Annotated in this window: 20 protein-coding genes; 13 read left to right on the top strand and 7 right to left on the bottom strand. The window is 45.5% G+C overall.

Going from position 1 to position 22,494, the window contains the following annotated elements:
- Window positions 1-32 precede the first annotated feature (32 nt).
- Window positions 33-2,222 carry a xanthine dehydrogenase family protein molybdopterin-binding subunit gene (locus OEU88_RS13985; protein WP_262695825.1) on the top strand — a complete coding sequence of 730 codons (2,190 nt, stop codon included), beginning with the start codon at window positions 33-35 and terminating at the stop codon, window positions 2,220-2,222.
- Window positions 2,223-2,264: 42 nt separating this feature from the next.
- Window positions 2,265-4,454: a xanthine dehydrogenase family protein molybdopterin-binding subunit gene (locus OEU88_RS13980; RefSeq protein WP_262695824.1), complete on the top strand. Its 2,190-nt coding sequence runs from the start codon at window positions 2,265-2,267 to the stop codon at window positions 4,452-4,454.
- Here the strand turns inward: OEU88_RS13980 and OEU88_RS13975 are convergent.
- The 4 genes from OEU88_RS13975 to OEU88_RS13960 form a co-directional block, all read right to left on the bottom strand.
- Window positions 4,451-4,948, bottom strand: coding sequence for a hypothetical protein (locus OEU88_RS13975; RefSeq protein WP_262695823.1), 498 nt, complete (start codon window positions 4,946-4,948; stop codon window positions 4,451-4,453). The genes OEU88_RS13980 and OEU88_RS13975 overlap by 4 nt on opposite strands.
- A 34-nt stretch (window positions 4,949-4,982) precedes the next feature.
- Window positions 4,983-5,525, bottom strand: a complete 543-nt coding sequence (locus tag OEU88_RS13970; RefSeq protein ID WP_262695822.1) for a pyridoxamine 5'-phosphate oxidase family protein — start codon at window positions 5,523-5,525, stop codon at window positions 4,983-4,985.
- Between the two features lie 148 nt (window positions 5,526-5,673).
- Window positions 5,674-5,850, bottom strand: coding sequence for a hypothetical protein (locus OEU88_RS13965; RefSeq protein ID WP_262695821.1), 177 nt, complete (start codon window positions 5,848-5,850; stop codon window positions 5,674-5,676).
- A 114-nt stretch (window positions 5,851-5,964) separates the two neighbouring features.
- Window positions 5,965-6,399 (bottom strand): MAPEG family protein, encoded by a 435-nt coding sequence (locus OEU88_RS13960; protein ID WP_262695820.1) that lies wholly within the window; start codon window positions 6,397-6,399, stop codon window positions 5,965-5,967.
- Between the two features lie 164 nt (window positions 6,400-6,563).
- Between OEU88_RS13960 and OEU88_RS13955 the strand changes: the two genes are divergently transcribed.
- The gene (locus OEU88_RS13955; protein WP_262695819.1) at window positions 6,564-7,067 is read left to right on the top strand and encodes a GNAT family N-acetyltransferase; all 504 of its coding nucleotides are present in this window, start codon (window positions 6,564-6,566) and stop codon (window positions 7,065-7,067) included.
- A 71-nt stretch (window positions 7,068-7,138) separates the two neighbouring features.
- A complete protein-coding gene (locus tag OEU88_RS13950; protein WP_262695818.1) occupies window positions 7,139-8,068 on the top strand; it encodes a remorin family protein in 930 nt (309 codons plus the stop codon).
- A 339-nt stretch (window positions 8,069-8,407) separates the two neighbouring features.
- On the opposite strand, the gene OEU88_RS13945 is transcribed toward OEU88_RS13950, so the two are convergent.
- Together OEU88_RS13945 and uvrB are read right to left on the bottom strand one after the other, a co-directional pair.
- The gene (locus OEU88_RS13945) at window positions 8,408-8,764 is read right to left on the bottom strand and encodes an MmcQ/YjbR family DNA-binding protein (RefSeq protein ID WP_262695817.1); all 357 of its coding nucleotides are present in this window, start codon (window positions 8,762-8,764) and stop codon (window positions 8,408-8,410) included.
- A gap of 31 nt (window positions 8,765-8,795) precedes the next feature.
- On the bottom strand, window positions 8,796-10,970 hold the full coding sequence (gene uvrB / locus OEU88_RS13940) for an excinuclease ABC subunit UvrB (RefSeq protein ID WP_262695816.1): 2,175 nt from the start codon (window positions 10,968-10,970) through the stop codon (window positions 8,796-8,798).
- Window positions 10,971-11,267: 297 nt separating this feature from the next.
- On the opposite strand from uvrB, the gene OEU88_RS13935 reads away from it, so the two are divergent.
- The 9 genes from OEU88_RS13935 (at window position 11,268) to OEU88_RS13895 (ending at window position 21,785) form a co-directional block, all read left to right on the top strand.
- Complete coding sequence (locus tag OEU88_RS13935; protein WP_262695815.1) at window positions 11,268-11,972, top strand: TorF family putative porin; 705 nt, start codon at window positions 11,268-11,270, stop codon at window positions 11,970-11,972.
- A 277-nt stretch (window positions 11,973-12,249) separates the two neighbouring features.
- Window positions 12,250-13,452 carry a pyridoxal phosphate-dependent aminotransferase gene (locus OEU88_RS13930; RefSeq protein WP_262695814.1) on the top strand — a complete coding sequence of 401 codons (1,203 nt, stop codon included), beginning with the start codon at window positions 12,250-12,252 and terminating at the stop codon, window positions 13,450-13,452.
- An 8-nt stretch (window positions 13,453-13,460) separates the two neighbouring features.
- Complete coding sequence (locus OEU88_RS13925; protein ID WP_262695813.1) at window positions 13,461-14,402, top strand: DUF5700 domain-containing putative Zn-dependent protease; 942 nt, start codon at window positions 13,461-13,463, stop codon at window positions 14,400-14,402.
- A gap of 143 nt (window positions 14,403-14,545) precedes the next feature.
- Window positions 14,546-15,007 (top strand): Dps family protein, encoded by a 462-nt coding sequence (locus OEU88_RS13920; RefSeq protein ID WP_262695812.1) that lies wholly within the window; start codon window positions 14,546-14,548, stop codon window positions 15,005-15,007.
- Between the two features lie 160 nt (window positions 15,008-15,167).
- On the top strand, window positions 15,168-15,428 hold the full coding sequence (locus OEU88_RS13915) for a FeoA family protein (protein WP_262695811.1): 261 nt from the start codon (window positions 15,168-15,170) through the stop codon (window positions 15,426-15,428).
- Complete coding sequence (gene feoB, locus OEU88_RS13910; RefSeq protein WP_262695810.1) at window positions 15,425-17,281, top strand: ferrous iron transport protein B; 1,857 nt, start codon at window positions 15,425-15,427, stop codon at window positions 17,279-17,281. The genes OEU88_RS13915 and feoB overlap by 4 nt, the downstream gene beginning before the upstream one ends.
- Window positions 17,282-17,377: 96 nt before the next feature.
- Window positions 17,378-18,568 carry a dipeptidase gene (locus OEU88_RS13905; protein ID WP_394805276.1) on the top strand — a complete coding sequence of 397 codons (1,191 nt, stop codon included), beginning with the start codon at window positions 17,378-17,380 and terminating at the stop codon, window positions 18,566-18,568.
- A 210-nt stretch (window positions 18,569-18,778) separates the two neighbouring features.
- Window positions 18,779-20,071: a spinster family MFS transporter gene (locus tag OEU88_RS13900; RefSeq protein WP_262695808.1), complete on the top strand. Its 1,293-nt coding sequence runs from the start codon at window positions 18,779-18,781 to the stop codon at window positions 20,069-20,071.
- Window positions 20,072-20,087: 16 nt separating this feature from the next.
- On the top strand, window positions 20,088-21,785 hold the full coding sequence (locus OEU88_RS13895; protein ID WP_262695807.1) for a sulfatase-like hydrolase/transferase: 1,698 nt from the start codon (window positions 20,088-20,090) through the stop codon (window positions 21,783-21,785).
- A 9-nt stretch (window positions 21,786-21,794) separates the two neighbouring features.
- Here the strand turns inward: OEU88_RS13895 and OEU88_RS13890 are convergent, their stop codons facing one another.
- The gene (locus OEU88_RS13890) at window positions 21,795-22,442 is read right to left on the bottom strand and encodes a TetR/AcrR family transcriptional regulator (protein WP_262695806.1); all 648 of its coding nucleotides are present in this window, start codon (window positions 22,440-22,442) and stop codon (window positions 21,795-21,797) included.
- Between the last annotated feature and the right edge of the window lie 52 nt (window positions 22,443-22,494).

Here is a 22,494-nt window from a genome sequence, read left to right as displayed (position 1 = left end):
CATACGCCATCCTTAAATTGCGAAGGTTCGCTATGACCAATTTGTCCAGACGGTCTTTTCTTAAGACCTCTACTGCCGCTGCAACGCTTACCATTGCACTGTCAAACACACCACATCTAATTGCCCAAGCTACACAAGGTGGCCATGTGACACCGTGTCTTCGTGTTGATGAAAGCGGTAATATCACTGTTTGCGTTCCCATCCCAGATATGGGCCAAGGTATGATAACAACCGCCGCGCAAATGATTGCAGAAGAACTGTCCGTCAACCTTGATGATGTAAACGTTGAGCTTATGCCCTTTATCGGTCACACCAATGACCAGGGGCGGGCCGAATTTGGCCGCTTTTATCAAGGTGCCGGCGGTAGCGGCTCCACAGCACGTATCTGGTATGAAATGCGCCGCACTGCAGCTTACGCAAAAACTCTATTACTGGAAACAGCGGCGCGCCAATGGCGTGTACCTCGTGCTTCCCTCGAAGCACGCAATGGTGAAATCATTGAAACTTACGGCACAAGGAAAGCATCTTATGCTGCGTTCGTGAGCGATGCCAACGGCAAAGCACATGAGATATTTACAAATGGTGTCGAGACAAAACCTGTCAGTAAGTTTCGAGTTATTGGTAAAGATCAACGCAATGTAGAAGCACGTAAGATTGTAACCGGTGATCCTATCTTTGGTTTAGATGCTGATGTGCCTGACATGCTGCACGCTGTCATAAAACGCTGCCCGTACCTCAATGGTACAATGGTAAGCTATGACGACACTGCTGCCAAAGCAGTGCCTGGTGTGCGTGGCACAATGGCAATATCACGATCATCCTCAGATGGAGCTCAGCGCACAATTGCTGCAGGCGTTGCTGTCATTGCAGACAGTTTGTGGCAGGCTAAGAAGGCAGCTGAGTTGTTGGATATTCAGTGGGACGGGAGTATATCCGTTGATGACAGTAGCACAACTATACACAGCAAATGCATCGCTCAAACCAAAGACGGGTCCTCAGTAAGAACTGCGGTTCAAACAGGCGATATTGACGCTGCATTCGAGCAAGCAACAAATACCATAGATGTTACGTATGATCATCCAACCTGGGCACACACATGCCTAGAACCTCATAGTTGCATAGCACATGTAGATAATGACAAAGTTGAGATATGGGTTAGCCATCAATTTATGGACTCAGCTATCAATGCTGCAGCTGGTGCTCTCAATATCAGTGCTGATAATGTTAAAGCCAATTTTTACCGCATGGGTACAGGCTTTGGCCGTAAAGCAGAAGGTGATTTTGTCATCGAAGCCTGCATCATCGCTAAAGAGTTTGATGCTCCTATTAAAGTTACATGGTCACGTGAAGATGAAATGGAACAAGACTACCCTAATCATATGGGAGCTTACCGTGTAAGAGCAGCAACTGACGAACAAGGTAAACTTTCCGCATGGCATATACGCACTGCATTGGATACAGGCAATTCAACAATTGCGCGCCTGTTTCCTAGTGACAATGCACCAAACGTACTGGCAGAAGGAGCAAGAATTCCTAACAACATTAGCCGTGGTGCTTGGCGTGGACCATCGCACAATACCGGTGCGTGGGTTATTCAAAGTGCGTTAAGCGAAGCGGCCTACTCTGCAGGTCTTGATCCACTAGATTTCATGACAGCACTTTATAATGACGCTGGCACATTAAAGTCACCAACTTGGCCGTATCATGATGTTGATTATCGACGGCATTCTATCCTTTTAAGAAAAGCAGCCAAAGAAGCGGGATATGGCAAAGAAATGCCTGATGGCTGGGGGCAAGGCATTGCAGTTCACCACACGTTTGTGAGCGCTTGCGCGCATGTGGTTGATCTCGAGATGATCGGCGACAATGACTACCGCGTACATAAAGTAACATCAGCCATAGATTGTGGCCTCGCCGTTAATCCGCTTGGCATTAGGGCACAAGTGGAAAGTGGTATCATGGACGGTTTGTGTGCTGCGAAATACGGCAAGCTTGTTTTTGAGGCAGGTGTTCCTATCACCAACAATTTCGATACATACCAGAAAATGCGCATTGATGAGGCGCCGCCAATTGTTAACATACATATTATGGACTTCGGCGACACTGAACCACGCGGAACAGGTGAAGTGTCACTACCACCCATCATCCCAGCACTAACCAACGCCATCTTTGCAGCAAGCGGCAAACGCATAAGGTCTCTACCAATAAGCGAGAACCTTTAGATACACGATTATTAAAACACACGGATACACAGGAGAATGGTTATGACTAACCTCTCACGTCGTACTTTCATCAAATCGGGCGCAGGCCTTGCAAGTTTTGCTATTTTAGTATCAGCAAACCCAAGACTGGCTCGGTCCAACGACACTGGCCACATTACAGACATTGGTCCATGCCTCCGTTTCAGTGATGACGGATCAACGGTTCTTTGCGTCCCAACTCCCGATATGGGACAAGGCATAATGACTGCTGCAGCGCAAGTTATCGCAGAAGAAATGGACATTGACCTTAATGCTGTATCTGTTGAATTTATGCCCTTTATCGGCATAATTGACGATGAAGGCATCGCGCGAGACAAAGACCTGACACAAGGTGCAGGTGGCAGTCACTCAATGATGGACCTTTGGCCTGCCTTGCGTAAAACAGCTGCTTATTCACGCGCACTACTTGTCGAAGCCGCGGCACAAAAGTGGGGCATTGATGCATCCAAATTATCCACATTAGATGGTCATGTCATAGATGCAGGTGGGCGCAAACTTGCATACAAAGACCTTGTAGCAACTGTAGACATTAATTTGGACCAGTCCGCAGTTACGCCCAAACCAATAAAAGACTATAAAGTTATCGGTAAAGACGCACGCAACGTTGCGGCGCTTGATATCGTGACAGGCAAGCCTGTTTTTTCTCTCGATGTAGACGTTCCTGGCACCTTGCATGCCGTCATTCGGCGCTGCCCTCACCTTATCGGTAAAGTAAAATCCTACAATGAAGACGAAGTCGCTTCTATGGAAGGTGTAAAAGCTGTCGTTAAAATGGATCAAGTGCTAGAGGAAGACGGCTGGCGCACTATCGCCGACGGTGTTGCGATTATTGCCGATACATATTGGCATGCACGCCAAGCTGCCGATGCACTCACTATTGAATGGGATGGCTCCGCCGCTACAGAAGATGACACCAACATCATTCTTGATAAATGTGAAGCACTAACGAAAACTGAAAAACTAAAAGAAGTTGCTCGCAACGGCAATCCGGAAGAGGCGTTTAATGCAGCTGCAAAAGTTATAGATGTTACCTATACTCATCCATCATGGGCGCACGCATGTATCGAGCCACATAACTGCACTGCACATGTAAATGGCAACAGTGCAGAAGTATGGGTAGGCCATCAAAATACAACGCGGATAGCGAATATCGTAAAGCGTTTTGCCGATGTAGATGCAGCCAATGTAAACACGCACATGTACAGGATGGGTACTGGCTTCGGGCGCAAATATGTTCAAGATTTCGTCGCTGAAGCTGTAATGCTATCTAAGAAAATGCAAGCACCCGTAAAAGTAACCTGGTCACGCGAAGATGAAATCGAGCAAGACTATCCGAACCATATGGGCGCATACAGGGTGAAAGCAGCAATTGATAAAGACGACAACCTATCTGGATGGCATATTAAAACAGCGCTTGATACAGGGCGAGATTGGGTCGCCAAAGACTTTCCAACTACCGCTGTAGCAAATTCACTTGGTGAAGTTGTTTCTGTGCCCAACAACATCAGCCACGGAGCATGGCGTGGGCCATCCCATAACACCGGCGCATGGGTCGTCCAAAGCGCGTTAAGCGAGGCCGCTTACGCTGCAGGGAAAGACCCTTATGACTTTCTTATCGCACTTTACGGAAAATCTGGCACTATCCAAACACCAGACTGGCCAAACATGGATGTGAATTACGACAGACATGTTGCGTTACTTGAGAAGGTGGCCCTCGCTTCTGAGTACGGCAAAGAAATGCCTGATGGCTGGGGGCAAGGCATTGCAGTTCACCACACGTTTGTGAGCGCTTGCGCGCATGTGGTTGATCTCGAGATGATCGGCGACAATGACTACCGCGTACATAAAGTAACATCAGCCATAGATTGTGGCCTCGCCGTTAATCCGCTTGGCATTAGGGCACAAGTGGAAAGTGGTATCATGGACGGTTTGTGTGCTGCGAAATACGGCAAGCTTGTTTTTGAGGCAGGTGTTCCTATCACCAACAATTTCGATACATACCAGAAAATGCGCATTGATGAGGCGCCGCCAATTGTTAACATACATATTATGGACTTCGGCGACACTGAACCACGCGGAACAGGTGAAGTGTCACTACCACCCATCATCCCAGCACTAACCAACGCCATCTTTGCAGCAAGCGGCAAACGCATAAGGTCTCTGCCAATAAGCGAGAGCCTGGAAACAGCCTAAAGGAAGCGTAACCACTGAATAAGAAAATACAGACCAAATACTACTGCACCAAGCGTGACACTCCACAACAACGCAACAGGCAGGCTGGCAAAGCCAAGAGGTTGCTCACGGTAATAGCTCTCGCATTCAAGGCAATGGAACCAACCATCGCCGGGTTCTGCTTGTATCTTAAAACCCGGCACCCATGTGGCAACAGCGCCGGTATAAGCATGAACACGCATAGAACCGCAGTGTTGGCAGGCCCGCTCTTCGCCGTCTGCATCCAAGCGTCGAGGAAACTTCGACGCGGGGATAGCGTCAACCTTTGAGAGCAACTTTTCAGCAGCGTCTTTATCTATTGAACGCACCAAAAGGTCCGTATGAACAACATAATTCAGAGAACCAATGTGTTCATTTTCAAGAAAGGCTGCAATGCCGTGACCTTCAAGATTTGACTTAAACAGTCCTGCCTGATGACGGTCGAGGCCTCTGCGCACTACGACTAAATTATCCATAGCTTTTATTTCGCCTGCTATTTCACTTGTACATTCAGTCGTTCAAGCCAGTATCAAATCCATCGATAGATTTCAGGTTATTTTTCTGTTCGTATTCACGAATGACGGTTTCGCCTTTTTTCTCGACCCATTTCACGAGCGTATCGCGTGAAACCATATCATTAGCCAATGGCACCGCATATCCGCAGCTTGTTTGCGTGCTTTCAACGTCAATTAGCACAATCTGACGTGCAGGTAATTCAGCAGGAAACTGTTTGCGCAGATCAGCAAATTCATTGTGACCAGGGCGCACAACACGACCTTTTCCGTATAAACGATATATCAGTGGGTTGCGGGTAAAACTGTTGAACATCACAGTGATACGACCATCATTCTTAATATGCGCAGCGGTTTCATTGCCGCTACCACCCATATCAATATAGCCACACAAGTTTGGTGATATAACACGAAAACTATCGTTTCCCTTGGGGCTCAAATTAATACGGCCACTGGCACAGGCAGTCGCAGTGAAGAACATAGGTTGTTCAGCTATAAATTCAGCATGTTTTTCTGTTATATGGTCAAAGAAATCAGCCATGTCGCACCTCTTTTAACGCGACGCTTAGGTCGCCTTGATTACATAATGATAATGGATACTGATATCCTATTCATCAAACCACTTGTCACCGATATCTTGTCATAAATTATCAGTAATATCTGTGTAAAGACACAGATATGTTTTCACATCATAGAAAATCAAAACGTACAATAATACGCTGGATAGCGATACCTATCGGAATGGTTCTCTTTGTGCTTGGTTTACTTACCTTTCCATTACCCGTTCCAACAGGGCTTGTTTTAATGGTGTCAGGTATCGCCATTGCAATCATTAATCCGCTTGCACTGCGATGGTTCAAGCGCATGCGAAAGCGGTTCCCACGAATAAACGCGAGCATTCGCCGAGTAACGCCGCATATGCCAGTATTTCTGCAGCGCCTACTAAAACGGACAGACAACCACCAATGCTAGCACCGACCTTAGTCCAAATAGTCAAAAACTATTGTCAAAAATAGGCCGATCTGCACCAAGTTACTCAATGCGAATACGTAAAAACGGTGCATCACTCGGTTGTAGGTGCAGTGAATGATAGAATGTAAAACACGTAAACCGACATACGCCCAAGCAAGCTGAATACTGAGTTCATTGCCAAGTCCGGTGATCATAGCTGTTAGGCAAAGCACATAAAATAAAACAGGCGCCTCAAACTGGTGATTATAGTTTTCTGCAGCAAACCGTGCAGGCATAGGTAATTTGCTAGCAGACGCTTTATCTTGCATCATTTCATTGGTAGGCTTTATCGCAGCCATAGCTGGCAAGCGCCGTGCATACAGCAAGAAAAGCACCAAAAGTGTCAGTCCAATCTGCGCCAGCACCGGCCCTATGAAGCTTGTGTTTGCTATTATATTTGTCATCGTGAACTCCCGTAATATATTCTAGCCCAGCAATCTAAACATGCACCTTAGTCGCACACCACCCAAAAATATGAATAGCATACATCAGTATTTGATACGGTAACTTTGCAGGCTTGCACGAATGATAAATTCGATAAATACTGTGTAGGTACAGAGGATTTAACATGCTCAAAATCAGACCTTACAAGCCCACAGACTGGCCGGATGTTGAACGCGTATATGCTGAAGGCATTGCCACAAACCTTGCAACGTTTGAAACGAAACCCAAGCAACAAGCGTCATGGGAAACCGATAGCATAAATGGCAGTCGTTTTGTTTGCCTTGATAATACCGCAGATACCCTACCTATAATGGGCTGGGCGACTTTATGGCCGGTTTCTGACCGTTGTGCTTATGCAGGTGTTGCTGAAATCAGCGTATATGTTAGCGCAGATGCTCGCGGAAAAGGCGTTGGAACCGTGTTGTTAAATAAGCTTGTTACGGCATCAGAACAATTAAATATCTGGACATTGCAGGCCGGTATATTTGCAGAAAATACACCGTCCATATTACTGCACGAGAAATGCGGATTTCGGCGCATCGGCATTCGCGAGAAGCTAGGTGCATTACACGGCGAATGGAAAGACATTATGCTTATGGAACGCCGCAGCAAGACCGTTGGTATTTAGCGTTAGTTAAACAATATTTACGTTCCCCTTTTGTTCTGATACATTGCTTTTGATTCATTTGGGGAGTGATTATGCGTATTCTTTTCATTGTTGGTCTTTGTATAAGCCTAAACATTAGTGTTCATGCTCAAGATAATAACAAACCGTATACTGAAATGACCATTCAAGAGCTACGGTTAATCGAACCTGACTCCTTATCTAAATCGGACAAAAAGCAATACAAAAAGGCATTAAAAGCAGCCAGAAAAGCTGAAAAGAAGCGTATTAAGGCAGAGAAGAAAGCAGAACGTGCGCGAAAAAAGGCCGAAAAAAAGCGGTTAAAAGCTGAAGCGAAAGTACGCAAGAAAGCACTTAAGCAAGCTCGAAAAGTCTATAAGTATGCAAACACAATCTATGAAGACACCTACTTTATAAAAGATGATTTTGAAGCAACAATACAAATCCGCGGTGCCAACACTCAGAAATATGACATGCAAACCTTGGGAAGGCTGGGTAATGGTGGCAATATCACCTACTTCTTACGCAGTTTCTATAACCCATCCACCGGGCTTATCACCACACAGCTATATGCTACCGTCAAGTTCAGTGAAGCTGTTGTTAATGCTGATATGCAAAACCCGACAATCTCTCCGGAATTATACGCTGCACAGCATGGATGGTGGAAAGGCTTTCACTCTGCAAGTCTAAGAGGCGGAATAGCTTTGAGGTTCAATCCCATACGCCGCCGCGCAGATACTTACTGCGAATATTATTGTAGTTTTCATGAAGAGTTTGCCATTGACTTGCTTACGGCATCCGTCATTCAAGCAGCGAACACAGACACTTCGCTCGACATAAAGATCAATTCACAGCGTGCAGGCTCAATGATTTTATCAGTGCCATGGTTGTACCTTACAGCATATTTGGCACGTCTATCTGAGTTAGACACAACACTTGCAGACTATGGGGCCAAGGCTAAAGCAGAAATGGAAAAAATGAGGTTAGATGCATCCCCTCCCTAAGCATCAACATTCCCCTCGACACATTTCTCCCGCAAACTAGCCACAATTAACATTAAATCTTCTCACACCATGTTGAAGTAACTGACATTTGCAGGAGGAAAAAATGAATATCCAGAGGCCTATTTATATCATTTCTGTCATCATACTTTCGGGCTGCGCCAGCACGCCAGACAACACTGAAAAATTAGCATTTGAATGCAAACGTGTAGACACCTACCCCTCAACATGCAGAGAGCAATGCCTCAACAGCGATCCGTTCTCATCAGCAGACAATGCGCTACAATGCCAGCGTACATGTGATGCGGTTCAGCAAAATGTTTGCACAGCAAAATAAAGTGGCTATATCAGCCCCAGCTCACGTTGCTTCACTTTCGTCAGCTTGGCGGCAATGATGGCGTGTGCATCATCAATGTAACTGCGAATATCATCATCGGATAGCGCATCAGGTTCTGAAAGCTGCACCCATTTGCCGCGCGCCAAATACGGTGCGGGAACAATATCTGGCAGTTCGCACAATATCTCAAAACTCATATCTGCACACTTAAAACTAATTTTATCCTCGCGCCCCTCACCCCATATTGAGCAAATGGCAAAAATCTTGCCGCCCACTTTCCATACGGACGAATTGCCCCATTGAATTACATTTGTTGTCGCTTTCAAACTGCCGCAGTAAGCATCAAATTCATCTCGTGTCATGATATGCCCTCTAAATAGTGACAGGTATTGGCTAGTACATTTTCCTGTGACTTTTCGCTTTCTTGGTACGCGTGCCAGGCCGGCCACCAGTTGCACGTCCTTTGGGCCGTAACCGTTTATCAGGAATACCAAGCTCACCAGCTTCTAGGCGGCGAATATCGTCCCTAATTTTAGCAGCTTCTTCAAACTCAAGGTTTTCGGCTGCTTCACGCATCTTCTTGTTAAGCGCGGCAATATGTGTTTTCAGATTGGAACCAACCATGTGCCCATCATCAATACCGATATCAACCGTGACATGATCACCGGATGCTGCATGCTCGATAATATCGCCAACATTTTTGGCAATTGTTTTCGGTGTGATACCGTGTTTTTCGTTGTAAGCCACCTGCTTTTCCCGGCGGCGATCTGTTTCAGAAATAGCGCGCTCCATTGAGCCTGTAATTTTGTCAGCATACAAAATAACGCGCCCCTCAACATTACGCGCTGCACGCCCAATCGTTTGCACTAGCGATCGCTCGGATCTTAAAAAGCCTTCCTTGTCAGCGTCCAAAATAGCGACAAGCCCGCATTCAGGAATATCAAGCCCCTCACGTAACAGGTTAATACCCACCAACACATCAAATGAGCCAAGGCGTAAATCGCGTATAATCTCGATACGCTCCAGCGTATCAATATCTGAGTGCATGTACCGCACCTTGATGCCATTTTCATGCAGGTATTCGGTGAGATCTTCTGCCATACGTTTGGTGAGCGTGGTACACAGCACACGCATTCCTTTTTCGGCCATGATACGTGCTTCATGCATCAAATCATCCACCTGTGTTTCAACAGAACGAATTTCTATATCCGGGTCAACCAGTCCCGTAGGACGGATAACCTGTTCGGTATACACACCGCCGGTTTGTTCCATTTCAAAATCACCTGGGGTTGCAGACACATATACCGTCTGCGGGCGCATGGCGTTCCATTCCTCGAACTTCAACGGCCGGTTATCAATACAACTGGGCAAACGAAAACCATGGTCTGCCAACACTGATTTCCGCTTGAAATCTCCCCGGCTCATGCCACTAACCTGCATTACCCCAACGTGGCTCTCATCAACAAAAAGCAAAGCGTTTTCAGGTATATATTCAAACAATGTAGGCGGCGGCTCACCCGGGTTGCGACCAGTAAGATACCGGGAGTAGTTTTCAATACCAGCACAACTGCCTGTTGCTTCCAACATTTCAATGTCAAACGTAGCACGCTGTTCAAGGCGTTGAAGTTCAAGAATACGGCCCATTTTTTCGTATTCAGCCAAACGACCTTTCAATTCATGCTTTATGTGTTTCACTGCCTGATCAAGTGTTGGCCGCGGTGTAACGTAATGGCTATTTGCATACACTTTCACCGCATCAAGCATACGTATTTTCTCACCCGTCAATGGGTCAAATTCAACAATTTCTTCAACTTCATCACCGAACATCATAAGACGCCAGGCACGGTCTTCCAGGTGGCTGGGGAAAATATCGATGACATCACCGCGCACACGAAACGTTCCGCGTTGAAACGCCGCATCATTACGGGTGTACTGCATAGCAACCAGGCGGCGCAGCAGATCACGGTTATCAATCTCCTGACCTTTGTTAATACCAAAGGTCATAGCTGTGTATGTCTCTACGCTTCCGATACCGTATATACATGATACCGATGCAACAATGATCACATCATCACGCTCGAGAATAGCACGCGTTGCAGAGTGCCGCATGCGGTCGATCTGTTCGTTAATAGACGCTTCTTTTTCAACAAATGTATCTGTACGCGGTACGTATGCCTCAGGCTGGTAGTAATCATAGTAAGACACAAAATACTCAACAGAGTTGTTGGGAAAAAATGCCTTGAACTCACCGTAAAGCTGCGCCGCCAACGTCTTGTTAGGAGCCATAATCAAGGCCGGGCGCTGCGTCGCCTCAATCACTTTTGCCATCGTATAGGTTTTACCGGAGCCGGTAACACCAAGTAGAACCTGATCTTGTTCTTTACCTTTTATACCCTCAACCAATTCAGCAATGGCTGTTGGCTGGTCACCTGAAGGTTCGAAATCGGACACAACCTCAAACGGGACACCGCCCTCAGACTTTTCTGGCCGGGAAGGACGATGCGGTACAAAGGGGCTGTTTATGGGTTGATGAACGCCGCCGGCGTTTATCATTTTTGCATCAGTCATTCACGAAAGTTCCAATTCATTGAGGCACGCATGGTCGGATTGTGACGTCTAGCGAAGGGTGTTTCAATGCCTTTCTATGCAGAAGATTAAGGCTCCTGACATTTCCCTAAATGCTTATTTTTTAACCACAGATTAATATTTAGTCATAATTAATGCAGCAATACTGACCATTCAGTTCAAAAATATCAAAGTATTCAATCTTTTCAATAAGTTAAATAATTCAAAAATAATGGCACACACCTTGCTGCTAGAAACATGCAGGCGGGATTGAACGAATTTTATAATTAAAGAGATTTTATGGTACTTCTTGAGAACACTAAAACAAGACGCGTATTTCTTGCGTTTATGTTTATTTCATTACCCGTCGATCATGCGGTTGCACAAAACCAAGCCGCATTAACGCTCACAGGCAGCGCAACACTCACAACAGACTATCGTTTTCGAGGTTTGTCACTGTCTAATAAGGATACAGCGCTTCAAGGCTCTTTCAGCCTATCCCATGAAAGCGGGTTCTATATCAGCACATGGGGCTCTTCGATTGAAAGTTTCAACGGCGCGGAACTTGAGCTCGATATATACGGCGGGCATGCAGGGCAAATTGGCAATCTAAGCACTAACGTCGGTTTCTATGCCTACACCTATCCCGGCGCGACCGATAATACCGACTATTATGAAGTGTTTGGCTCATTGGGCGGCACCGTAAAAAACACCAGCTGGACACTTGGCACCAATTACGCCTTTGATCAGGATGGTACCGGCAACCAAGATAATATCTATATTTACCTAAGCACCAGCACCCCTATTGGTACCACGCCTTTTACCGTTACTGGAAACATTGCATACGAGGATGGCGCTTTTGGCACCAACAAATGGGATTGGCTTTTGGGCTTTTCATATTCATTCAACCGCTTCTCTCTATCCGTCAATTATATAGACACAGCCAATACGAACAGCAGCGCCGGCAGCGCTGGTGTGGTTGGCATGTTGTCAGCAAGCTTTTAGGAGGCGCCCGACACAAACATTATTAAGTATCTTCCTGTGCCCGATCTTCCCATATGCGGGCCAAATGTCGGCATGACAGCACAACACACTCTCCCCGTACGTGCTGTCATGCCAGACCACCACCGTATACAGTGACGCTTTATTATGTAGCGCTGTACTAGGCTTTTTAAAAAGAACAAAAATCGCCACATGCACGCAACTATTCGTTGCTCTCACATCATGACAGCCCTAAAGTTTGCTCAAATTATAAACATGCCTACCGCAACGGAAAACAATCATGACCCTGCTGTCCAAAACACTTGATCGTATCAAACCTTCACCCACAATGGCTGTAACGGCTAAAGCCGCAGAGTTAAAAGCCGCAGGTCATGATGTGATTGGCTTGGGCGCAGGCGAGCCTGACTTCGATACACCCGATCATATTAAAGGTGCAGCTATTGCAGCGATTAACGCAGGCGACACAAAATATACGAAAGTAGACGGCACACCAGCCTGCAAAGCAGCTGTTATCGAGAAGTTCAAGCGCGAAAACAACCTGTCGTTTGAGGCCAATCAAATCACCATAAACAGCGGCGGCAAACACACAATTTACAACGCCATGATGGCAACGCTAAATCCAGGTGATGAAGTTATTATTCCTACACCTTATTGGGTTAGCTATCCCGATATAGTGCTGTTGGCAGGCGGCACGCCTGTATTTGCGCATGCATCAATTGCAACAAATTTCAAAATGACACCGGAAACGCTGGAAGCCGCCATAACACCGAAGACAAAGTGGCTCATCTTCAATTCGCCATCAAATCCATCAGGCGCGGCCTATACAGCAGCAGAAACCAAAGCATTAGGCGAAGTTTTGAAACGTCATGAACATGTCTGGGTTTTCGCTGATGATATCTATGAGCATATAACTTATGAAGGCTTCACGTTTAAAACTATTGCGCAAGTGGTGCCAGAAATTGCCCACAGAACCTTAACCATGAACGGTGTTGCAAAAGCCTACGCCATGACAGGATGGCGTATAGGTTACGCTGGCGGCGATGCTACACTGATAAAGGCAATGGCCAAGGTTCAGTCACAAAGCACATCAAACCCATCATCCATTAGCCAGGCAGCTACTGTTGCGGCACTAACGGGCGTGCAGGATTTTCTGGCCGAACGGGCCGCCGTATTTCAGACGCGGCGCGATCTCGTTGTTGATATGCTAAATGCCGCAGACGGCATTACCTGCCCTGTCCCTGAAGGAGCATTTTATGTGTACCCCTCTATTCAGGAATGTATCGGCAAACAAACACCAAGCGGCAAACGCATCGAGACAGACGGCGATTTCGTGACATATATTCTGGAAGAATACGGTGTTGCAGCGGTACAAGGAGAAGCATTTGGCTTAAGTCCGCACTTCCGTGTATCTTACGCAACTTCGACCGAAGCTTTAACGGAAGCATGTTCGCGCATTCAGGATGCGTGTGCCAAGTTAAAATAGGATAATAGATGAACCGTCTATCAGGTATTATTATCGTCGTGGCAATGCTGTCGTACACAGCTAAAAGCGCCGAAATAGACGCTTCCTTATTGCCACAATGCCTACAAATAGCCGATGCACCAAATGATAGTAATCTACGATCCAGCCTTGAGCAGCATGAGAGTATCTTGCAGCTAAAAAAGAATCTCGGCGATGATTTTCACCTCTCATTTGAGCAAATCCAAGAACAAAAGAACCGACTTCAACATTATAAAAAGTCATTGCCTGACATTGAGGAATCCCTCCCCTCTCTCATTGAGCAAGCGACTATTTTCATAGAAAAAAGCGCATTACCTGATGATCAAAAAATATACTTTATATGCGGCGCACATGCCGATGGCTTTGGGTTTCAAGCTGAAGGGAAAACTCAGCTTTTTATTAACCTAACGCAGATTCAACCTGATTTTCTGCCTTCGCTTTTACGACATGAAATCTGGCACGCCGCCTTTAGAACTCAACATCAAGCAACCACAGATAGTTCCGTTTATCATAAAACCGCACTCAAAGAGCTTGCGTTCATTATGTTAAACGAGGGTGTCGGTCATTATTACTCTTTTCAACGACGCGTTGAACCAGCAATGGCCTATACAAATTGGACCGAGAGAACCGAAAAAATATTTTCATTATTGAACGAAAAAACAATGTTGCTTGCCCATGATATTACACCAGCGCAGCAACAGGAATTTTTATTTTCATCTCATGCTAACGTGCCATTTTGGAAAAAATGGGGTGCTGTACCCGGTGCAATCATTACATATCGCTTGAGAAAACTACTAGGAACAAAAACCTTAAGCAAAATCATTGCCGGTGGCCCGTGCGCGTTTTTAGCATCATATCAACGGGAAGCAAAAAGAAGAGATGATTGGCAGAGCCTTCCGCCACTATTAGTCAGCGGTGCCTGTCAAGATTAGAATGAAATTTCAAGCGCTCGTTAGCTTTAAATCAATTTAAATAATAATCCTATAAAAACGATTATTTTTATGAATTTAATTAATTTTACCAATTAATTAGTAGCCACTATGTTAATACTCAACAGCAACCAAGGAGTTGAAACATGGCTAACGAATTTAATGATGCAACACGAACAACAATTGCAAATGCACTGAAACCCATACTTGCTGAAAGCGTCCAGCTTTATGTTGCCACGCAAAATGTACACTGGAATGTAACAGGCCCATTGTTCCAGGCTGTTCATACACTTACCGAAGAACAGTATACTGAATTGGCGCCAGCCATTGATGAAATAGCAGAGCGCATTCGTACGTTGGGCGAAAAAGCACCTGGAACCATGACACAATATCAATCACTGGGTACAATCCCCGAAGCTAATGAAAATGCAAACGCAGAGGACATGGTGAAATCGTTAAAAGCAGGCCACAATACTATAGCCGAGCGTATTCGCCCGCTGATAGCTATGGCCGCAGATGCGACAGATGATGTAACTGCTGGACTGTTAACTGACCGCTTAACTGTGCATGAAAAAGCGCAATGGATGCTTGGCGCAATGGTGGCCTAACAAGATCAGCCAAATCAGTAAGGCATGTCTGTTTGGACATGCCTTTTTTATTATTCACAATAACGTGGTGACAATACAGCGCACTTGCCGCGCGCAAATCGCCATGCTACTAGCCTTGGGTAATTGCAAACGATTATCAATTACTGTTACTGAGGTTATAATGGCGGACATCAACGAAGGCACCTTGCTTGGCAACTTGAAAGTTGGTTATCACGGGCAAATCAAAGGCTTTGTCGGCCAAAATGCAGCCGCCTCAAACATGATAGACCAGTTGCGCGAAATGGGCTTTTCCGAAGGCCTTGATGTTTCAATTCTTCACCAAAATCCATTCGGGAAAGATCCCATCGCTGTTAAAGTTGGATCAATGACAATTGCACTGCGACGTCGCGAAGCCAATCTGATTGAGGTGATGGCGTCATGAGTGAGCAAATGTCAGAAACAAATGCGCCTCTTATCGCTGTCGTCGGCAATCCTAACTGCGGAAAATCAGCACTCTTTAACGCACTCACTGGGTTACGCCAGAAAGTCGCCAACTACCCCGGCGCAACAGTAGAACGCCGTGTTGGTAAAATAGACAATACAAACTTAACGCTAATTGATCTTCCTGGCTCATATGGCCTTGAGCCAAGAAGTGCAGACGAAGAGGTGACCTGTCAGGTCATAAAGGGCAAACACGCAACTGAACAAAAACCTGCGGTTATACTGAGTGTAGTTGACGCCACAAATTTAGCACAGCACTTGAGGTTTTCTCTAGAATTACGTTCGCTGGGTTTGCCAATAGTTATTGCGCTTAATATGACAGATCTTGCTGCGCGTGAAAAAATCAAGATTGATGCAGATGCATTGTCAAAAAAGCTGGGCGTTCCAGTGATTGAAACTGTGGCCGTACGTAAAAAAGGTTTAGATACATTGGTGTCTGCGCTGACAAAGGCATTGGACGCACCTGCACCGGATCAAATGGATATTGGTGATAGCGTACGTCAAAGACAAAAAGTAGCACGCAAGATTGCGTCTGACGCAACGCTTAGTGAAGGTATCGGCCACAAAACCACAAGAAACCTTGATCGTATTCTGCTTAATCCCATTGCTGGCCCCGTGATTTTGTTCACCATCCTATTCTTGATGTTTCAAGCTGTATTTTCTTGGGCACAGGCCCCGCAAGACATGATTGAAGGCGGCATAGGTGCGCTGCAATCTACGCTCGTTAATACGTTGTCAGACGGTTTGCTACTTAGTTTTCTTAACGATGGCATACTTTCCGGCGTTGGCGCTGTGATTGTTTTCCTACCGCAAATTTTGATCCTGTTTCTATTTATTCTGGTTTTAGAATCAACAGGATACATGGTACGCGCTGCCTTCATTATGGACCGCCTCATGGCATCTGTTGGCTTAAACGGCCGCGCCTTCATCCCGCTACTTTCGAGTTTCGCGTGCGCTGTTCCCGGTATAATGGCAGCTCGTTCAATTGCTAATGAACGCGATCGCCTCACCACTATTCTCATTTCGCCGCTAATGACATGCTCTGCCCGATTACCGGTATACACTGTTATCATTGCCGCTTTTATACCAAACAACACACTTACCGGTGGCATCGGCCTGCAAGGGCTTGTCATGTTTGCGCTATACGGTATCGGCATTATTGCAGCCTTGATCGTTGCTGCAGTCCTGAAACGTACTGTGGCGCAAGGCCAAGCCGACACTTTCATGCTGGAATTGCCTAAATATCAAGCGCCTAACGTGCGCTTTGTATTAATTGGCTTGTATGAAAGAGCACGCATATTCATTCGCAGAGCTGGTACAATCATCTTCGTTTCGACAGCATTATTGTGGTTACTGGCCATATATCCTAATGCACCTACAGGCTCAAACCAACCTGATATCGCTTATAGTTTTGTCGGTATTATCGGTGGCTGGCTGGAAGTCATTTTTGCGCCAATCGGCTTCAATTGGGAAATATCGGTTGCATTAGTACCGGGCATGGCTGCCCGTGAAATTGCTATTGCTGCTCTGGGCACCGTATATTCACTTTCAGGCAGTGAAGAGGTGATTGAAGCAGGTCTCGTGAGCGTTCTCAACAACGCATGGTCACTGCCGACCGCGCTTTCTTTTCTTGCTTGGTTTATCTTTGCACCGCAGTGCCTTTCTACAATTGCTGTCACCCGCCGTGAAACCGGTGGCTGGAAATGGCCTCTGTTTATGGTTGCGTACCTCTTCGCCCTTGCTTACGCTGCATCTTTCATAACCTTTCAGGTCGCTACCGTGTTGTTAACATAGTGCTGATCTCGAAAACTGAACGAATATATAGGCATGTGGTTGGGGCGTCTTTACGCAGTGCCTGCCAAGAGGGGGAAACTCGTGAATAAATTTCTAATGGGCTTGTCAGTGCTAACACTGGTTGCGTGCTCTGAGAACCAAGAGACAGCAGCACCGGATATTTCAGAAACAGCAAACCGAATTGCTCAGGAAACAATTATCATTGATGGTCACATTGATGTTCCTTACCGCCTCGCTGCAGGTTGGGAAGACGTTTCAAGTGCAACGGCGACAGGTGACTTCGATTACTTGCGTGCTGTTAAAGGTGGTTTAAATGCTCCGTTCATGTCGATCTATACGCCAGCGCAGTATGACGGCACAGAAAAAGCTAAAGAACATGCCGACGAAATGATCAACATTGTTGAACGCATTGCAGCAGAATCACCAAATAAGTTTACCGTGGCCAAGTCAGTTGCAGATGTAGAAAACGCCTTTTCAAAAGGCATGATCGCCTTGCCACTGGGAATGGAAAATGGGTCACCATTACTCGATGAATTAGATAACCTCGACTATTTTCATGAACGCGGTATTCGCTACATCACCCTTGCCCATTCAAAATCCAACAAAATTTCAGATTCGTCCTATGATCCTGAACGTCAATGGGATGGCCTTTCACCATTCGGCGAACAAGTCGTGAAGCGCATGAACGAGCTTGGTATTATGGTTGATATCAGTCACGTATCAGACGCAGCGTTCTGGGATGTTATGGACATAACCGCAACTCCTGTTATTGCTTCGCACTCATCTGCGCGGAACTTTACACCAGGATTTGAACGCAACATGGATGACGACATGATCAGGGCACTGGCCAAAAACGGTAGTGTGATCATGATAAACTATGGCTCATCGTTTCTAACCGAAGACGCGAACCAGTATAATAGCAAACTGGGTGTCGCATATACAAAACACATAACGGACAATGGACTTGAGGACACAGAGGAAGTGCGCCAAGCATTTCGTAAAGAGTATGCTGTAACTACACCTTATCCATATGCAACTCTTGATGATGTTCTGGATCATTTTGACCACGCCGTTAAACTGGCAGGTATTGATCACGTGGGCATCGGAACAGACTATGACGGTGTTGGTGATAGCTTGCCCACAGATCTGAAAGATGTTGCAAGTTATCCTAATCTCGTCGCAGGCTTGCTAGGACGAGGATATAGCGAAGACGATATCAAGAAAATTCTCTCCGGTAATGTATTACGCGTTTGGCGCACTGTTGAAGCATACGCTGCTGCCGATTAATATCTAAATTCGCTTATAAGTATTTTTGAAAGCTGCCTGCAAAGGCGGCTTTCTGTCTTTGTAGCTTTTCTAGGCGAATAAATCGTTCGCACTGTTTCAGCACATTTGGCTATTTTCTTGTAATTATCGGATCAAGAGCTATCGTTCTTACCTCATGCTAAAATCACACGTGAACTACATCAGACGTTTAACATCATTAAAGAGGATTATATGGCCGATAACCATAAACCGCTCTCAAGCAAACCACTCTCTAATGGTGTAAAATATTACACGCTGTTTATTCTCACAGTTGTATACGCATTTAACTTTATCGACCGTCAAATACTGGTCATCCTTCAGCCCTTGATTAAAGCTGAACTATCCTTGAGCGATGCACAACTAGGGCTTCTTTCAGGCTTCTCATTTGCAATATTCTACACTGTTCTGGGCATACCGATCGCCCGTCTGGCGGATAAAAGCAATCGCCGAAACATTATTTCCATTGCCCTTACAGTCTGGAGCGGCATGACTATTGTTTCAGGATATACACAGAATTTCATACAATTACTGTTGGCTCGTATGGGTGTGGGTGTGGGTGAAGCTGGTGGCAGCCCACCAGCGCATTCGATGATCTCAGACATCTTTACTGCCAAAAAACGCGCAACGGCCCTCGCTGTTTACTCCGCCGGTTTATATCTTGGTGTCGTTATTGGGTACTCACTCGGTGGCTACTTCGGAGAAATGTTTGGCTGGCGGCAGACATTTATGATTGTTGGTGTGCCGGGGATTATTCTCGCTCTTGTTCTTTGGTTAACGGTGCCAGAACCGCCGCGGAGTGAAGCATCAAAGAAATCCTCTCCCTCGTTCAGAGAAACATTAGACCGAATGCGTACGCTTAAATCTTTCCCGTTTATTGCTTTTGGATGTGCGCTTTCGGCTTTTGTTAGCTATGGCACAACAAACTTTATGCCAAGCTACATGGTGCGTTACCACGATGTACCACTAACAGAAATTGGTTTTCTGCTTGGTATTACAGGCGGCGGCGGCGGTATCATTGGCACATTTCTTGGCGGCTATTTGACAGATAAAATTGGCAGCAAAGATCCGCGTTGGTATCTGTGGCTTCCTGGTGCAACGGCAATTGTATGTGTTCCGTTTGCGATACTGGCATTTAACACAGACAACACCACATTGATGCTCGTTTCCTACACGATATTTGCAGTTCTTGGTACGCTTTACCTTGCACCCGCTATTGCTGTGACACACCGTTTGGTGAGCCCACGTATGCGTGCCATGTCGTCTGCAGTTCTTTTCTTTGTGCTCAATCTGATTGGTCTAGGCCTAGGGCCTGTAGCAGTTGGCCTGCTAAGCGATACTTTAAGAGAAATTAATGGAACAGACAGCCTTAGATTGGCACTAACAATTGGTGTCTGTGTCGCATTTCTAAAAGGATATCTTTTCTATGCCGGTGGCCGGCGGTTGCCAGAAGATATCGAAGCAACCATGATATTGGATCAGAAGTAGCGAAAGCAGCTAAAAGATGCACTCATTGCTAAAAATACGCATCGCATCCAATAGTTTTGAGATTGGTATCGTTGCTTTTTTATTAATTGCTGTAAGCTTTCGCGCTACCATAGGCTTAAGCGGCACTTTTGTGGCCATTACACACATAAGTGCACTTTTGCTCGCTTACATCCTGTCACAACACATCGTATCACTGATCAATAAAACTATTGGCCGCTTGTATTTTGCAAGCATAGTTATGCTTCTGCTTATTGAAGCAGGCATCCAGTTTTTAACAGGTTTGCACGTTAACTGGTTCGTCATTTCTCTTTTACTTGAAGATAACAGCAGTCAAAATATTGGCATTTCCTTTACAATCTGGATTGCCGCAATTTTCATTATTTTTGTACTGACTTTTATGCTTAGAACAAAAATAAGCCATCGCCGAAATATCTATATACCAATACATTTTATATTTTTAGGCGGTGCAATATCCATTGCATCCGGGCAAGCCGTATACAGCATTGCTCACTATAGTGGTGTTGCGAAAATTATGCATGTTAAACGCAATTTGCCATTTTTCTTTGCACCACACCCTTACCATATACGTTCAATACTTGAAGTTTTTAATGAACAGCACGACGAAGACACACCATTTTCAAGAGCTCAGGTCAAACGTGGAGAAGAACAAGGGCGCTCACATCAAAACGACGTATTGAAAGCAACGACAAACAAGCCAAATATCCTGTTTATTATAACTGACAGCGTAAGGGCCGCAGAGATAAAAAATTACCCTGCGCTAACACCAACGATAAATGCTGCAGCTACACGCGGCTACTTTTCATTAGGTCAATACAGCGTATCAAACTGTACACACTTTTCATTATACAGCATGTTCACTGGCCGCATACCAACCACGTTTGGAGAAGCACGACAAAATGCATCGGCACGTGGCCTTGTTCCTGAGCTTGCTGGTGCAGGATATAGTGTCAGCACCGCGGAAACCATATCCTTGAATTGGTACGATATTCAGAAAACAATTTTACCAGATTCAGTCAACCGCTGGATTGCTCCAAGCGAACTAGATGACAATACTATAAGAGATCAAGCAACTACAAAACGTACCATTGAAGAGCTGAATTCTTGGTCCGAGAATGATACACCGCGCCTGCATATTACATACTTTGAAGGTAGCCATTTCCCTTATAATCAAGCCATTACCAATGCAGGTGATACAATACAGGAGCGATACCGCGAATCCATCCGTTTATTCGACCAGCAACTATCAGATATCTTCACGGCACTTGAGGATCAAAACCTGATGGATAACACTCTCGTTATTGTGACATCTGATCATGGAGATGAACTTTTATCTGAGGGCCGTATGGGGCATTCAAGTGCTTTAAATGACAATCAGGTAGTTGTGCCTCTGCTCATATTAGGCGGTAATGAAAACACCGCCAACATCCGTAGTCATGCAGATATCAGGCAATTTGTACTTAATCAACTTTCACCGGAAGCATATCCATTTGAGCCTCCTGAGGCTATTTACCTAGCCAACTGTGACTACGATCACCCTAAAGACTTTCGTGTATTAACAGACACTGGTGAATATAATTTCGACTATGACGATGGCTATCTTGTCCCGATAGATGATAAACAAGAGCAATCCTTAAATGCAGCCAAACTTTTAATTAAAACAATCCAGAATGGCGGCATTCCAGCACAGCCCTAAACAAAGCCATCATACGCCCTGATTTAAGCCTGCACTTTGTACAATCATACGTATTACACAGGACTTAGCTTCTTCAAATTGAGCGTCCGATAACGGCGTTCCATCATTCATAATGTTAATTTGCGCAGCAAAGTCAGCATAGTTTTGAGTAGCAGCCCAAATCATATAGAAAAAGTAACGTGTGTTCATCGGTTGCAAACGGCCTTCTTTGATCCAGCCTTGCAAAACCTTCTCTCGACTTTCAAGCCATGGCTTCACTGTGCTTTCCAGATATGTTTTGAGAAACGGTGCTCCTGAAGCCATTTCTATGGCCCACAAACGTGATCCATTTGGCCGTGCACGTGCTAGGTCCATTTTAGCTGCAACATACCGCTTGATAGCCGTAGCAGGGTCATCTGTTTCATCAAAAGTATCTGCCGCCTGCAACCACATGGAACATACGTCCTCAATAACGCGGCGGTACAAATCTTCTTTGGTGCCAAAGTAGTAATAAACATTTGGTTTTGGAACATTTGCTCGCTCGGCAATCAAACCGACACTTGCACCATTAAAACCATTAACGGCAAACACACTTTCCGCTGCTTCGAGAATTTTATTCACGTTCTCACGGCGTATACCCGCCTTATGTGTCGTATTATTGTCAGCCGGATGAGACATATCTATTCCCCAAATTTATGCTCATAAGTGCAACCAAAACAACCACTCACCG

The sequence above is a fragment of the Kordiimonas aquimaris genome, assembly GCF_025574485.1.
Taxonomy (GTDB): domain Bacteria; phylum Pseudomonadota; class Alphaproteobacteria; order Sphingomonadales; family Kordiimonadaceae; genus Kordiimonas; species Kordiimonas aquimaris.
This window is presented reverse-complemented; position numbering and strand designations above follow the sequence as displayed.